Genomic DNA, 15,113 nt, shown 5'->3' on the forward strand with positions numbered 1-15,113 from the left:
AGGCAAGAAATGTCTACATATACTCTTGCCAACCAAAATATAATCAACGCGTGCAGGCGGGCGAGTTGGTATTTGTAGAATAAAGACTTTAACTTGAACACCGCAAAACACGCCTGTGCCGCACCATGCCCATGCGCAAGCGTTCCGTTCAGTCTGCCGCTGTACAACCCCTGCGCCGACGGCTATATAGGCGGTGCGTCAGGGAGCGCCATATGGGAGGCGGGTGTGCGGCAACCGTGTCACGGCATAATCTGTGGGAAAATCACTTGTTTACTCATATAGCAGCATTTAAATTTTATGGCCGGAATTTCTCAACAAGCACAAAAAGAATACACCGCAGCACCGTCGCGCAACTACCGGGGGCCTCTGGTAACCGTGACGTTGCTCTTCTTCATGTGGGGTTTTATCACATGCATGAACGACATCCTCATCCCCAAGCTACAGCAGGTGTTCACGCTGCAACTGTGGCAGGCGATGCTCATCCAGACGGCTTTTTTCGGGGCCTATTTCATTATCTCGCTCCTGTACTTCATCGTCTCCATCACCAAGGGCGACCCGATTCAAAAAATCGGCTATCAGAATGGCATCATTGTGGGGCTGGTGGTGGCCGCCGTCGGCTGCGCCATGTTTGTGCCGGCCGCCAGCCTGCTGAGCTACGGATTTTTTCTGCTGGCGCTCTTTATACTGGCCTCGGGCATCACCATTCTGCAGATTGCGGCGAACCCCTATGTGGCTATCCTCGGCCCGCCTGCAGGAGCCGCCAGCCGCCTGAACATGACGCAGGCCCTGAATTCGCTGGGTACCACGGTGGCTCCCATCATCGGCGGCTATCTTATCTTTGAGGGCGTTGACGCGGTGCAAAGCGGCTCCGCAGACTCGGTGAAACTGCCATACCTGGGCCTGGCGGCCACGCTGCTTGCCATTGCCGTGCTCATCAAAATCGCGAAGCTGCCGCGCATCCAGAGCGGTGAGGAGCAGTTGGTTCCGGACGCGGGGGCACTGCGCCACCGCCACCTGGTGCTGGGCATTATCTGCATCTTCATGTACGTGGGCGGCGAGGTGTCCATTGGCAGCGCCCTTATCAACTTCTTCCGGCTCCCGGAGATTGCCGGTCTGGACGAGGCGGAGGCGGGCCACTTTCTTGCCTTCTACTGGGGCGGGGCCATGGTGGGCCGTTTCTTCGGTGCCGTGGCGCTGGCGCAGTTCCGCAACAACAGCAACAAGTACGTGATCATCGGCGCAATCAGCGCCGTGGCATTTGTGCTGCTCTTCAGCATATATGGCCTGAACGAGGCGCTGATTGCGCTGGGCCTGATTGCCCTGAACTTCGGGGTGCTGCTGCTGGGCCGTTTCATGCCGAGCCGGACGCTGGGTTTCTTCGCCTCCACCGTCATCGTGCTGCTCCTGCTGACGTGCTTTGCTCAGGGTGCCGTGGCCATGTGGTCCGTCATCGCCATCGGCCTGTTCAACTCCATCATGTTCCCGACTATATTCACGCTCGCCATCGAGGGGCTCGGCATCCATACCAGCCAGGCCTCGTCGCTGCTGGTGATGGCCATTGTGGGCGGTGCCATCATACCCCCGCTGCAGGGCTTGGTGGCCGACTCCACGGGCAGCCTGCAGTTGTCTTTCCTGGTGCCCCTGGTGTGCTACGCCTACATCGTTTACTATGGTTTTGCGGGATATAAAATAAAACCCATAGACGCCTAGCCAGCGCCCATCCCCACAGCAGAAGAGCCGCCGGAGTCATTCCGGCGGCTCTTCTGCTGTGGGGCAAATTCATCAAGATGCTATATATAGCAGCCCTGCTGTAGCGGCAGAGCTGATGTGGCGCACCACCGCTCTGCGGCCGGCCTGTCAATGTCTTTATATATGGCTTGATGCCATATATGGCTCTTGCCGGGACGGGTGCTGGCGCTGGAATGTCTGCTGCTGGTAGAGTTTCCGGTTCCCTCCTCTTAAGAATTTACGAACGGCAGCACCCGACTACAAGCCAGCCTCTGAAACGCGCAGCAGCCCGTTAGCGGAACCCCCTCGCCCGAATGTGCCGCCAAGGCAAACCCCCGCTGCCCGCGTCCGTTAGAAATACTGTATACCGCTTTTTTATTAACCTTAATCTCAAAGCTATGAACAGCAATTTCAATGACCGCCACGAAGGCAACTTCCAGACGCACCGCTCCGAACGCTACCGGCACCCGGAGCAGGACAGATACAGGTTCGACGACTACGGGTCCTCGGCACGGGGAGGCTACGGCAACGAGGGAAATGCGGGCACCTGGGGCAACCAGGGCAACGAGATGGGCGGCTCGCGCCGTATGTCCGGCCGCGGCATGAACAGCGTCACCTACAGCACTTCCCGCAACTACGGCAACATGGGCAGCTACGGCGGGGCACAGGGCTTCGGAAGCGAAAGGGGCGGCTATGCCTCGCAGCACCCCGACGAAAGCAGAACCGGCTACAATTACTACAGCGGCATGGGCTCCTCCGGCCAGGCCAGGCAAAGCCGCGGCTCTAACTACGGCGGGTCCAATTACCGCTCTGACTACCGCCGGGATGCTTACAACAGCGACCGCGACAGGTACGGCTCCGGCAGTTCCAGTAGGTTTGGGAGGTCTGATGGGAGCCGCCATGCCTTTGATGAGGACAGCTACAACGCGGGCAGCGGCGCCTACCGGGGCAGCAGCCGTGGCGGCTACAACTCGCCTAACTATGGCGGCTACGAGGGCAACTATATGGGAAGCGGCTACAGCCGCAGTTCAAGGGAAGACTATGGCTCCGGCGGCAGCGGCGGCAGCGGCGGCAGCGGCAGTCATGGCCTGTACGGGGGCAGTGGCTACAGCAGTGAGCCATATGGCATGAGCGGCTACTACAGCGGCGGCTACGGCGACAGGAACCAGGGCTGGAACGACAACCGCTCCGGCAGCAACTACTTCAAGAGCGAGAACCGGGGCCGTACCTTCGACCGCGACAGAGGTGACGACTGGGGCCGCAGCTATAGAGAGAGGTATTAAATTGCCAGCCTGTTATTCTGTATAGCCAGAGGCAGTACCGTGTGAATGCAGTACCGCCTCTGGCTATATGTAAATCCATGTATCGCCCCGCTTCCTCTTCTTCTCTACCAACCCATAAAACGGCGAAAAAGCTCCTGCAGGCTTGGCTGAGGCAAGTATTTTAGTATGATTAAAGTAGAATATACAAATAATGCGTATATTAAACAATTCAACTTTTACCGCAGGTGCTTGTTCATTTACCTTCTAACATCTATAACCATCTAACGATTTAATTATGAGAAAAATCTTACAATTTATCCTGGTGCTGGCTGTGGCACTGGGGCAGGTTTCGTGCGAAGGAGACGAAGGGCCTCCGGGTCCGGCAGGACCACAGGGACCGGCAGGGCCAACCGGAGCGCAGGGTGAGCCCGGGGAATCCGGCAAGGCGCAGGTGTTTGAGTTTCCCGCCGATTTTGAGCAGGATTCGAGTGGCGTCTACGCTGTCCTGGTGGATTTCGCTCAGAATGAGATTGAGGTGGAAGAATCGGATGTGGTGCTGGTATACAGGTTCAGAGGAGGTTACAAAGATGCTAATGACGCTAACGTCCTGCTGTGGAGCCCGCTTCCGGAAACGCTCCTGATCGATGCGAACAGAATCATTCAGTATAATTTCCTTCACAGCCTGGCTGAGGTGCTGATTTATATCGACTCCCAGTTCGATCTGGCAACGCTGTCTGCCCAGCAGATTGCGGGGCTCACTACGCAGCAGGGCTTCCGGGTGGTTATCATTCCGGGTGATTTCCTGGATGGGGGACGAACCGCCGGGCCTCCGGTAGATTTCAGCAATTACGGAGAGGTGGCCGATTTCTTCAACATCACGGAGGCCGATGTTCAGAAAATCAATATAAAATAATAAATGCCTGAGCCGCCTGCAGTGGTGGCTCAGGCAAACCTTTTGTTTCTGAAGCAGCTATATATAGCCGCCGGCATTGCAGATCAGACAGCCGCTGCTGCCCCGGCAGCTTTTTCCGGGAGGCAACCCGGGCTGCAGCGCAGCGGGGCATCGCTGCAGCAGCAGGAAGCCGACGCAAAAACTCAAACTATGTCAACCACTTGCACCTGAGCAGAGCTACGTCTCCATGAAGCATACCCAGAAAAATCCGAAGGCCTGGTTTCCGTCGTTGCTGTTGCTGGCCCTTGTTCAAGCTATATCCCCCTCCCCCGTGCAGGCTCAGAATACGTCGCCTGCCCAGGAGCTACAGGAAAGGGTTACCGTCACCGGCACTGTGAAGCTGCAGCCAGCCAGCGGAACGGCTGCTGAGCCCTCACCGGGGGTAACCGTGCTGGAGAAAGGCACCACCAACGGCACCTCCACCGACATCAATGGCGATTTTCAGTTGCAGGTGCAGCCGGGCGCCGTGCTGACTTTTTCCATGATAGGCTATATAACACAGGATGTAAGCGTGGAGAATCGGACGAATATAGACGTGACCCTGAAGGAAAGCGACAATGCCCTGCGCGAGGTGGTGGTGACCGGCTACCAGACCATCGACCGCAAAATGTTTACCGGGTCGGCGGCCTTGCTCACCGGCGAGGACGCCAAGCGGGAAGGCGTCACAGACGTCAGCCGGATGCTGGAAGGGCGCGTGGCCGGGGTGTCGGTGCAAAACGTGTCGGGCACTTTCGGAGCTGCCCCCAAGATACGGGTGCGCGGCGCCACCTCCATCACCGGCGACAACAAGCCCCTCTGGGTCGTGGATGGCATTATCCTGGAGGATGTGGTGAATGTCTCGAACGAGCAGCTTTCCACCGGCGACCCGGCGACCCTGATCGGCTCTTCTGTCGCGGGCCTGAATCCGCAGGACATTGAGAGTTTCCAGATACTGAAAGACGCCTCCGCCACGGCCATGTACGGGGCGCGTGCCATGAACGGCGTGGTGGTGATCACGACAAAAAAAGGGCGCATCGGCAAGCCGCTGGTCTCCTATACCGGCAACTTCTCCACCTACCTCAAGCCCACCTACAGCACCTTCGACATCATGAACTCGGCCGACCAGATGTCGGTGTACCTGGAGCTGCAGCGCAAGGGCTGGCTGAACCACTCCGATGTTTCCCGAAGCCAGAACGGCGGCGTCTTCACCAAGATGTATGACCTGATCAACACCTACAACCCGGAAACCGGCACCTTCGGGCTGGAGAACACGCCGGAAGCCAGGGGCGCCTTTCTGGAGCGCTACGCCAGGGCCAACACCGATTGGTTCGACGTGCTGTTCAAGAACTCCTTTATGCAGGAACACTCCGTCAGCATCTCCTCCGGCACCGAGAAAACACAGCTGTACTTCTCCAGCAGTTTCCTGAAGGATGAAGGCTGGACGGTGGCCGACCAGGTGAAGCGCTTTACCGGCAACGCGCGGGCCAACTTTAACCTCTCCGACAAAGTCTCGCTTGGCCTGATCACGCAGGGCTCCATCCGCGATCAGCAGGCGCCCGGGGTGATAGAGCGCATCAGCAACCCGGTGACCGGCGCGTACAACCGCGACTTCGACATCAACCCTTTCAATTATGCCCTGACCAGCAGCCGCACGCTCACGCCCTACGACGACGCAGGCAACCTGGAGTATTTCAGGCGCAACTTTGCCCCCTTCAACATCCTGAACGAACTGGAGAACAACACGCTCGATATATCGGTGCTGGACCTGAAGCTGCAGGCCGATTTCAACTACAAAATATTCCAGAACCTGCAGTACAATTTCTCAGGGGCCCTGCGCTACGCCAACACCACCCGGGAGCACAAGGTGCGGGAAAACGCCAACATGGCGCTGGCTTACCGCGCCGCTGACGATGCCACCGTGCAGGAAAGGAACAAATTCCTGTACCGCGACCCGGACAACCCCGAGGCCCAACCGGTGGTGGTGCTGCCCTACGGCGGCTTCTACAACACCAAAGACGACAATCTGGTAAGCTATTACCTCCGCAACACCCTGGACTGGGACAAAACATTCAGCGATGTCCATACCGTCCGGCTGTTCGCCTCGCAGGAGCTGCGCTATGCCGACCGCCAGAGCAAATTCTTCAACGGCTACGGCTACCAGTACGATAAAGGCGGTGTGCCCTATATAGACCCCAACATCATCAAGCAGGGCGTGGAGGGTAACTTCAATTATTATGGCATGAACCTGAACTATGACCGCTTTCTGGCCTATATGGCGAACGGGGCCTACTCCTACAACGGCAAGTACAATCTGAACGGCACCGTGCGCTACGACGGGTCAAATCTACTCGGGGAGTCGCGGACGGCACGGTGGCTGCCCACCTGGAACGTGAGCGGCTCCTGGAACATCGACACCGAGCCTTTTATGCAGCAGCAGGACATCGTGAACCGGCTGACCCTGCGGGCCACCTACGGCCTGACGGCCAGCATGGGCAATGCCACCAACTCCAGCCTGGTGCTGCAGAGCGGCAGCACCAGAAGGCCCTACCTGACGGAGGTGGAGTCTATGATATATATCCAGAACCTGGAGAACTCGGAGCTGACATGGGAAAAACAGTATGAAACCAACGTAGGCGTGGACGCGGGCCTGTTCAACGAAAGGCTACAGGTAACGGTGGATGGCTATATCCGGAACGCGTTCGACCTGATAGGCCTGATCAGAACATCGGGCATTGGCGGCGAGGGCGTGAAGATCGCCAACTACGCAGACATGGAATCGCAGGGGGTGGAGGTGATGCTGAACGGCGGCATCGTGGAAGGCCCTGACTGGGGGCTGAGTTCACAGCTGACTTTCGGTTACAACGAGGGGAAAATCACCAACCTGAAGAACAACCCGGATATATGGTCGCTGGTGACGCCGGAGGGAGGCCCTAAAGAAGGCTATCCATACAGGGGCCTGTTCTCTATCCAGTTTGAAGGGCTTGACCCGGAGAACGGCTCCCCTCTTTTCATCAACGAGGAGGGGGAACGAAGCAGCGACGTGTACCTGCAAAGCGACGAGACGGAGCACCTGATATATGAAGGACCCGTGGACCCGGTTGTGAACGGTGGCTGGTTTAACTCACTGCGGTATAAGAATTTCACGCTCTCGGGCCTGGTAACCTACAGCGGCGGCAACAAAATCAGGCTGGACCCCGCCTTCAAATCTACATATACCGACCTGGATGCCACACCCTACAGCTTCCTGGATCGTTGGATATTGGTGGGGGACGAGACGGCCACCAACGTTCCTTCTATCCTGGACCGGGTAGCGGTGGCGGAGCTTGGCAGCACCTATCCCTATAACAACTACAACTATTCTACTGCCCGTGTGGCGGACGGTGATTTTGTGCGGCTGAAGCATGTAACACTCTCCTATAATTTACCAACTGAACGTGTCAAGGCCATAGGCCTGAACAGCCTCTCGGTCAGTCTGGTGGCGAACAACCTGTGGCTGATATATGCCGATGACAGACTGAACGGGCAGGACCCGGAATTCTTCGGCGCCGGAGGGGTGGCGATGCCCGTTCCCCGCCAGTTCACCCTATCCCTGAAAGCAGGCCTTTGATATCATGAGAAAGCTATTTATATATACCTGCCTTGCCTCGCTTTTTGCGGCCACCGGCTGTGAAGACTACCTGGAGCAGGCCGTGGACCAGCGGACGAAGCTGGACACCGGGGAAAAGATAAGCGAGTTGCTGGCTACCGCTTACCCCCAGGCGGACTATGTCACGTTCACGGAGGCGATGTCGGACCTGGCGCTGGACAAAGGCCCCGGAAACGTGGAGGTAGACGAGGTAAACCGTAACCCTTATTTTTACCAGGAGGTGGAGTCCAGGGATCAGGGCTCACCGGACTATTACTGGAACGCCAGTTATGCCGCCATCGCCGCCGCCAACCATGCGCTGGAGGCAATCAGAAATTCTCCCGACCCGAACGCGTTCAGCGCCCAGAAAGGAGAGGCGCTGGTTGCCAGGGCCTATGCCCACTTCATGCTGGTCAGCCTTTTTGCGAACATATATGACCCGGCCACCGCCGCCTCCGACCCCGGCATCCCCTACGTGACAGAGCCTGAGGACGTGGTGCTGAAGCAGTATGAGCGCAGGACGGTGGCCTATGTATATGAGCAAATCGAGAAAGATTTAACAGAAGGCCTGCCCCTTATCAACAACAACGCCTACCGCGTGCCGAAATATCATTTTAACACGTCTGCGGCCCATGCTTTTGCCGCCCGGTTTTACCTGTTCAAACAGGACTATCAGAAGGTGATACAACATGCCAACCAGGTTTTCCCCGGAGGCGATATCGGGCCGAACTTAAGGCCCTGGGTGGGCGTGTACAGCACCCTGACTGCAAACGAAGGGCTGGCCATATATACACAGGCAACGGAGAACTCCAACCTGCTGCTGGTGGAGGCCCCCTCCCTGTGGGCTCGCAACTATGGGCGCTACCGGTATGGGCTGGCCACCCCTATCGTCAACTATTTGTTCCGGAGCGAGAACGTGACGGGGGCTACCTGGGTGTATCCTTTATATACCCAGGGCGATGAAAACTGGCTCGTCCTGAAGTTCCGGGAGCACTTTGTGCGCGAGGACGTGAACGCAGAAATCGGCATTCCTTATACCATCTTCCCGCTGTTTACCGCCGAGGAAGTGCTGTTTAACAGAGCCGAAGCCCACTTGCAATTAGGCAACAAGGAGGCTGCCAGAGACGACCTGAACCTGTTTGCCAGCACCCGCATCGAGAACTACAGCCCCTCCGCGCACAGAATCTCGAATGATAAACTCCGGGCATTCTACGGCACCCGCGATGAGGAGGCAGCTCTCATGGCCGCACTGCTCGATTTTAAAGCGGCAGAATTTGTGCAGGAAGGCATGCGCTGGTTTGATATCTTGCGGCATAAAATCAGGGTGGAGCACCCCACAATTGATGGGCAGTTGATCGTTTCTGAACCGGGCGACCCGCACCGGGTGCTGCAACTGCCCCAGGAGACCGAACTGGCCGGACTGGAGCCGAACCCACGCTAAAGCGAAAGACATGAACATGACCTATATCCGATTATTCCTGCTGCTCTTTGCGGTAAGCCTGCTGGCGGCCTGCGAGAAAGAGGACGAGGCCGACACTCCGCTTCCGGACCTCGGCGGCGAAACATGGGCGAAAGGCCCCCTGGATGACTGGCTCCACGAGAACTTTGTGGTTCCCTTTAATATAGAGGTAAAATATCGCTTCGACCGGTATGAGGTCGCGCTGAACAAGGTGCTGGCCCCGGTAAGGGAAGACAAGGTGATCCCGGTGATGGAAACCATCCGGAAAACGTGGATTGAGCCTTACGAAAAGGAGGCTGGCGACGCCTTTATCAAGCGCCTGGCCCCGAAGCAGTTTGTGCTGATCGGCAGCGCGGAGTATAACTCCAACGGCACCATCACGCTCGGAACGGCTGAAGGAGGCCGCAAGGTGGTGCTGTTTGTGGTGAACGACTTCGACCCGAAACTGGAGTCTGAGGTGAAGCAGATGCTGCACACCATCCACCACGAGTTCGCCCATATCCTGCACCAGACCATCATGTACCCCGAGGAGTTCAAGCGCATCACGCCGGGCTACACCGCCAGTTGGAACGATTTTTCACTGGACGATGCCCGATCGCGCGGCTTCATTACCGAGTATGCCCGAAGCAACCCCGACGATGACTTTGTGGAGATGGTATCGATCATGTTGATAGAAGGCGAAGACGGGTTTGATGAAATTGTGGAAGGCCTTCCGGCACCGGCGCAGGAGTCGCTGCGGCAGAAGGAGCAGGTGGTGGTCCGCTACTTCAAGGAAGCCTGGAACATCGACTTCTACAGGCTGCAGGAAAGGTCTCAGGATGCTATTGAGGCCCTGTAAATTTGCTCAGGCGCCCATACCTATATATAAAATGCGTATGCGAAAGATAATGCTGTTCGGTTTGCTGCTGGTCACCCTGCTGTCGGGTTGCGAGAAAGACGACAACGACCCGGCGCCCGGCGAAAGACCGGATGAACGCTTGAATGAGGTACTGAGCGCCTACAAGGCCCAACTGGTTGGCGCGGAGCACGGCTGGAAAGCCACGCTGTACCCGGAGGGCGGCTCTGCCTACAGTTTCCTGTTCAACTTCAAGGAAAACGACCGCGTGGTGACGCTGGGTGATATCAGCGCAGCGGCAGCGACCACACCCCTGGAGAGCACCTACCGCCTGAAAGCGGCCCAGAAGCCCTCCCTGCTGTTCGACACCTACACCTATCTCCACGTACTGGCCGATCCGGATGCGACGAAGAGCGGCGGCGAGTGGGGCCAGGGCAGGTCCTCCGACTATGAGTTTTCGTTTGATCAGGTTTCTCCGGACTCCATCGTCCTGACGGGCAACTACCACGACAGCCGCTTGGTGCTGGTCAGGGCCACCGCTGACGAAGCCGCCAGCTACATCAGCAGCATCTACGAGAACATCCAGGCTTTTGAGGGCATCAACAATTTCAGCCTGTACTTCAAGCAACTGCGGGTAGGCGGACAGGCGTTTGATATAAAAGTGAACACGGTTCTCCGGACCATCACGATTACGTACGACGAAGGCAATGAGGTGAAGACGTTTACCACCGGCTATTACTACATGCCGGAAGGCGTCATACTTTTGCAGGCCCTCCATATAGGCGATTTAACCATTTCAACCTTCACAGACCTGGAATATGACGCCTCAGAAAGCAGAATAGGCCTGGCGGTGAACGGTGTGGACGGCAGTATACAGGAGGCCAGCAAACCGGCGAATATAGATGCACAGGCAGCCAGAAGATTTTATAATAACCCACCCACTGGCGCTTACTGGTTTACAGCGGGCTTTACTGTGGAGGGTGTGGAGGATGCTTTTAAGCTGAGTACGCTACCCGGTTTCTCATTTCTGATTTACTGGCCGAAGTACGATACTGATGATGGCACCACCTTTGACATTATGGGCTTTGTTTTTGGGAACAGCGTTAACTATGGGCTGGAAGCGGTTTCGAGCTTTACCCTGGACGGCAGAATCGTTTACTATGAACTGGGGATGTTCGGTGAAGTGCCAGCAGAACATGCTTCCATTGTGGAAGCGTTTACGCAGCAATGGACCATCCCGGAAGGCTACTATGTTATCCAGACCGGTCCAGCATCCTTTGATTTGGTGAGTGCGAAAGACGCTAAAACGTGGATCAGCTTTGAGTGATACTGGTGCGTATACATGTGTGCGTATTAGCCCCAAAACTTTAGTGAAAACCATTTGCATATAGCTGCTTTTCAAGTAAAGGTAAAGCGCGAGCGCCCTTGCTTAAGACTTCCTTTTCCCTAGCCTCCGGCCATGCTAGGCAGTTTATATATGGAGGCACGAGTTGCAAACTCGCGCCTCCATATATAAACTGCCTTAAAAGGGGTGACAAAAGAGAGCTTGAGTACCATCAGGTATATAGTACTTCCATTTAATTCTTCCCGTAAGTCTCTGCTGGCCAAGTGTCTGTGCGGAAGGGCGTGGCGGGCAGTCCGGCTTTGTTGTAGAGATTCGGCTCGGGTATCCGTTCCCAAGCAAACCGTACCGCCACCGGGTTCTTTACTTTCTCACTCCAGACCACCAACTTGTCCCCTTCTATCCTCGCCTGTGCTAGCACAAACTGCTGGTCCGCACTGGCAATGGTGAACTCCTTCAGCTCTCCCCCCTTCGCTACCAGGCCGCCGCCTATATGGTCAAACGACAGCATGATTTTATCCTTCGCCACCTGCATGGATTTGTAGACGGGGCCTGAATAAACTGTTTGCTTCTGCCCATAATCCTTTGCCAGCGCCCACAGTGCCAGGCGTTCCCCGACTACCTGCTTGTTTCGGGGGTGAATGTCCAGCGAGTCGCCAGCATCCGTGACAACGGCCATGCCTGTGTTGGGAACGGTCTGCATGGTCAGCAGTTGTGCCTCCCGGATTTCCGGCCGCTGACTGCGGTGTGGGGCAATCTGCACGAAATAAAACGGAAAATCGCTCTTCCAGCCCTGCCGCCAGTTCTTAATCATGGCCGGAAAAAGCTTCCGGTACTGGTAAGCCCTGTCGGCATTGGACTCGCCCTGGTACCAAATAGCGCCTTTGATGGTATATGGCAGCAGCGGGGCTATCATGGCGTTGTAGAGTTTGTAGGGCGACTTGTGGTGCTTCGGCCGCATGGGCTCGCGCGGGGCGGCCGCAGGCGCTTCGCCTCTGTCCTTCGCCTCCTCCGCCTCTCTTTTCCACTGCGCAAGTTCCTGCTTATATATCGCTATCGCCTCCGGGTACTTCTTTACATCCGCCGCATACCGCTCCAGTATCGGCCGGAAGTCAGCGTCAGATTCCAGCACCTCCTTTTGTGTCCAGCCTTCGGCGGGCGTGCCGCCCCACGAGGTATTAATCAAGCCTACCGGCAGGCCGGTCTTTTCATATAGCTCCCGGGCAAAGAAATAGGCCACGGCCGAAAAATCCCCGACGGTGGCCGGGCTGGCGACCTGCCAGTTGCCTTCCACATCCTGCTGCGGCTCATCGGCTACTTCGCGCGCCACTGTAAACATCGTTATCTGCGGATAGTCCGCTTTCGCAATTTCTTCTTCATAGTTTGTCACACCCGTTGCCCAGCCGGAATTCTCAATCGGCGCCACAGGGAAATGCATGTTGCTCTGGCAAGAGGCAACCCATACTTCGCCTGACAGCACATTTTCCAGCTGTATCTCGTTCTTCCCCTTAAAACGAACCGTGAAAGGTCCGCCTGCCTTGGGTGTCTTCAGTTTTACCTGCCAGTTGCCGGCTGCGTCCGCGACCGTTTTTGCTGTTTTATTTTTCCAACTTCCGGTTACCTGCACTGTTTCTCCCGGGTCGGCTCATCCCCACAGCGTGACCGAAGTGTCCCGTTGCAACACCATGTTATCGGCAAGCAGGGCGGGAAGTTTAATGTCAGCATACAACCTGTTACTCAGGAGCAGCAACAGCAGCAGGCACAAGCCAAGGCATCTTCTGAATCTTATACCCATCTGATTTCGCTTTTATCTATCTGAACGTAATTTAACATCTCCTGCTCACATGACTATCCTGTGGTATAGGGTGCGGGCATAAATTTGCAGGGGTGCAGTAGTATCAAATGGATGATACATATCTATCCAACCACCCCTGCCCCTCCTTGTCTAAGGAGGGGAGTCTACTACTGCCTCCTCAAACTTCAAAGATTATAGTTGAAGGTATTTTAGGTGAATTCTACAGTTTGAAACTCATCTTATAAATTCATGCACTTGATATATAGCTTGAGTCACGGACTCAAGGAGAAGGAGTAAGAAAAGCTCCCCTCCTGGGGTAGGGGCCCTCTACTATGACAAGGAGGGGCAGGGGTGGTTCGTACATGCTTGCACAGCGAGTATGCGTAAACTCTTGTTGATAAAAGTATTGCAGCAAGAGAAAGCATATAAACCTGACACGGCCCATGTACTTTTCTTGCAGCAGGGATAAGACAGGACAGCGCAGGATAGGAATTCTACCTCATTTACCTAATATTAGAGAGCGGTAAAACAGCCGCTTTGCATCCTGAATTTTAGCACCCGCCACATTAGAACTTCCTTATGAGACATGATAGCTTTATCACCTTCGTCCTTTTTTCGTGTGTTGCTTCGCCTTTATCAGCTTTCAGGAGAAACCTGTGCAGGGCGGATTGCCGAAGCTGGCATGGCTGCAGGAAGTAGGTGCGAAAAAATGCCTACGAAGAAGAAAGTATATGAAGTGACAAAATATGGCGCGGTAAACAACGGGAAAACACGCAATACCAAAGCCATTCAGGCCTGTGCTGCCAAAGGCGGAGGTATTGTCACGTTCAAGCCAGGCGATTACCTCACGGGCTCCATCTATTTAAAGGAGGGCGTGCAGCTGCGGCTAGACGAAGGCGTGCAGCTATTAGGGAGCCAGAACCTGCAGACTACCCGGAGATAGACACCCGAGTGGCAGGCATTGAAATGAGGTGGCCTTCGGCGCTGATCAATGTGCTGGACCAGGAAAACGTGGCCATATCGGGGAAAGGCGTGGTGCATGCGCAGAGCAAGCAATTCTGGGATTTATACTGGAACATGCGCAAAGAGTACGAACCAAAGGAGCTGCGCTGGATTTTAGACTACGATGCCAAGCACCCGCGCACGCTGCTGGTTTCGGAGTCTTCTGACGTCATTATTAAAGACATCACGATGAAACAGGCTGGCTTCAGGACGATTCATATCCTGTATTCCGACCATATAACAGTGGACGGTGTGGTGATTCAGAACAACATCGACGGGCACGGCCCCAGCACCGACGGCATCGACATTGACTCCTCGACTTATATACTGGTGCAGAACTGCGACATCGACTGCAACGACGACAACTTCTGCCTGAAAGCGTGCAGCGACTGGGACGGCCTTCGCGTGAATCGCCCTACCGAATACGTGCTCATCCGGGACTGCAATTCGCGCGCTGGGGGCGGGCTCATCACGTTTGGCAGCGAAACATCCGGGGGCATCCGGCACGTAGTGGCGCATAACCTGAAGGCCAAAGGCACCGGTGTGGGCATTTGCTTTAAGTCTGCGACCACCCGGGGCGGCACCGTCGAAAACATCTATATACAGGACATCGAGATGGACGGCATCAGGGTACCGATAGAGGTGTCGATGAACTGGAACCCGAGCTACAGTTATTCTACCTTACCAGAGGGCTATAGCTATGAAACCATTCCGCAGCACTGGAAGACCATGTTGCAGCAGGTAGAGCCGGAAGAGCGCGGCATTCCCCATTTCAGGGAGGTATATATATCCGATATAAAGGTAAAAGATGCTGCCAAGGCCATATCTGCTGCTGGTATTCCGCAGTCTTATATAGAAGGCCTCCACCTGAGCGACATGGAGATTGACGCTAAAACAGCAGGAGAAATCTCTCATGCCAGAAACTGGAAGTTCGAGGATGTGGCCATCGACACGAAAGACGGCAGCAAGCTAGAAGTCCAGAACAGCACGACCATCAACCTGAAACTAACGCGCTATATATGCAACAGGCCGAAGTCGCTCTTTTTACTGCTTTTTAAAGCTGGAATAAGGGAATCAATATAGCTCATTCTCTACTGTCCGAGTCCCGAGGAATATTCCGCTTTATTTATGACG

10 protein-coding genes are annotated in these 15,113 nt (G+C 55.6%); 9 read left to right on the forward strand and 1 reads right to left on the reverse strand.

Annotation, left to right across the window (positions count from 1 at the left end):
• The first annotated feature begins 297 nt into the window (after nucleotides 1-297).
• The 7 genes from GSQ62_RS04580 to GSQ62_RS04610 all read left to right on the forward strand — a co-directional run bounded on the left by GSQ62_RS04580 (nucleotide 298) and on the right by GSQ62_RS04610 (nucleotide 11,167).
• Nucleotides 298-1,710, forward strand: coding sequence for a sugar MFS transporter (locus GSQ62_RS04580; protein WP_161888415.1), 1,413 nt, complete (start codon nucleotides 298-300; stop codon nucleotides 1,708-1,710).
• 416 nt (nucleotides 1,711-2,126) lie between these two features.
• Complete coding sequence (locus GSQ62_RS04585; protein WP_161888416.1) at nucleotides 2,127-3,011, forward strand: hypothetical protein; 885 nt, start codon at nucleotides 2,127-2,129, stop codon at nucleotides 3,009-3,011.
• A gap of 274 nt (nucleotides 3,012-3,285) precedes the next feature.
• Nucleotides 3,286-3,903 carry a hypothetical protein gene (locus GSQ62_RS04590; protein ID WP_161888417.1) on the forward strand — a complete coding sequence of 206 codons (618 nt, stop codon included), beginning with the start codon at nucleotides 3,286-3,288 and terminating at the stop codon, nucleotides 3,901-3,903.
• A gap of 226 nt (nucleotides 3,904-4,129) precedes the next feature.
• On the forward strand, nucleotides 4,130-7,528 hold the full coding sequence (locus GSQ62_RS04595; protein WP_161888418.1) for a SusC/RagA family TonB-linked outer membrane protein: 3,399 nt from the start codon (nucleotides 4,130-4,132) through the stop codon (nucleotides 7,526-7,528).
• Nucleotides 7,529-7,532: 4 nt separating this feature from the next.
• The gene (locus GSQ62_RS04600; RefSeq protein WP_161888419.1) at nucleotides 7,533-8,987 is read left to right on the forward strand and encodes a RagB/SusD family nutrient uptake outer membrane protein; all 1,455 of its coding nucleotides are present in this window, start codon (nucleotides 7,533-7,535) and stop codon (nucleotides 8,985-8,987) included.
• Between the two features lie 10 nt (nucleotides 8,988-8,997).
• On the forward strand, nucleotides 8,998-9,843 hold the full coding sequence (locus GSQ62_RS04605) for a zinc-binding metallopeptidase (RefSeq protein ID WP_202621837.1): 846 nt from the start codon (nucleotides 8,998-9,000) through the stop codon (nucleotides 9,841-9,843).
• A 37-nt stretch (nucleotides 9,844-9,880) separates the two neighbouring features.
• The gene (locus GSQ62_RS04610) at nucleotides 9,881-11,167 is read left to right on the forward strand and encodes a DUF4302 domain-containing protein (RefSeq protein WP_161888420.1); all 1,287 of its coding nucleotides are present in this window, start codon (nucleotides 9,881-9,883) and stop codon (nucleotides 11,165-11,167) included.
• A 250-nt stretch (nucleotides 11,168-11,417) separates the two neighbouring features.
• On the opposite strand, the gene GSQ62_RS04615 is transcribed toward GSQ62_RS04610, so the two are convergent.
• Nucleotides 11,418-12,809 (reverse strand): sialate O-acetylesterase, encoded by a 1,392-nt coding sequence (locus GSQ62_RS04615; RefSeq protein WP_202621838.1) that lies wholly within the window; start codon nucleotides 12,807-12,809, stop codon nucleotides 11,418-11,420.
• 877 nt (nucleotides 12,810-13,686) lie between these two features.
• Between GSQ62_RS04615 and GSQ62_RS20620 the strand changes: the two genes are divergently transcribed.
• The gene (locus GSQ62_RS20620) at nucleotides 13,687-13,920 is read left to right on the forward strand and encodes a hypothetical protein (RefSeq protein ID WP_202621839.1); all 234 of its coding nucleotides are present in this window, start codon (nucleotides 13,687-13,689) and stop codon (nucleotides 13,918-13,920) included.
• A gap of 23 nt (nucleotides 13,921-13,943) precedes the next feature.
• Nucleotides 13,944-15,062: a glycoside hydrolase family 28 protein gene (locus tag GSQ62_RS04620; protein WP_202621840.1), complete on the forward strand. Its 1,119-nt coding sequence runs from the start codon at nucleotides 13,944-13,946 to the stop codon at nucleotides 15,060-15,062.
• The last annotated feature ends 51 nt before the right edge of the window (nucleotides 15,063-15,113 follow it).

Source organism: Pontibacter russatus (assembly GCF_009931655.1).
GTDB lineage: Bacteria > Bacteroidota > Bacteroidia > Cytophagales > Hymenobacteraceae > Pontibacter > Pontibacter russatus.

Bases quoted from the DNA above. Each gene is read 5' to 3' on its own strand.
- GSQ62_RS04580 (WP_161888415.1), top strand. From the start codon at position 298: ATGGCCGGAATTTCTCAACAAGCACAAAAAGAATACACCGCAGCACCG.
- GSQ62_RS04585 (WP_161888416.1), top strand. From the start codon at position 2,127: ATGAACAGCAATTTCAATGACCGCCACGAAGGCAACTTCCAGACGCAC.
- GSQ62_RS04590 (WP_161888417.1), top strand. From the start codon at position 3,286: ATGAGAAAAATCTTACAATTTATCCTGGTGCTGGCTGTGGCACTGGGG.
- GSQ62_RS04595 (WP_161888418.1), top strand. From the start codon at position 4,130: ATGAAGCATACCCAGAAAAATCCGAAGGCCTGGTTTCCGTCGTTGCTG.
- GSQ62_RS04600 (WP_161888419.1), top strand. From the start codon at position 7,533: ATGAGAAAGCTATTTATATATACCTGCCTTGCCTCGCTTTTTGCGGCC.
- GSQ62_RS04605 (WP_202621837.1), top strand. From the start codon at position 8,998: ATGAACATGACCTATATCCGATTATTCCTGCTGCTCTTTGCGGTAAGC.
- GSQ62_RS04610 (WP_161888420.1), top strand. From the start codon at position 9,881: ATGCGAAAGATAATGCTGTTCGGTTTGCTGCTGGTCACCCTGCTGTCG.
- GSQ62_RS20620 (WP_202621839.1), top strand. From the start codon at position 13,687: ATGCCTACGAAGAAGAAAGTATATGAAGTGACAAAATATGGCGCGGTA.
- GSQ62_RS04620 (WP_202621840.1), top strand. From the start codon at position 13,944: ATGAGGTGGCCTTCGGCGCTGATCAATGTGCTGGACCAGGAAAACGTG.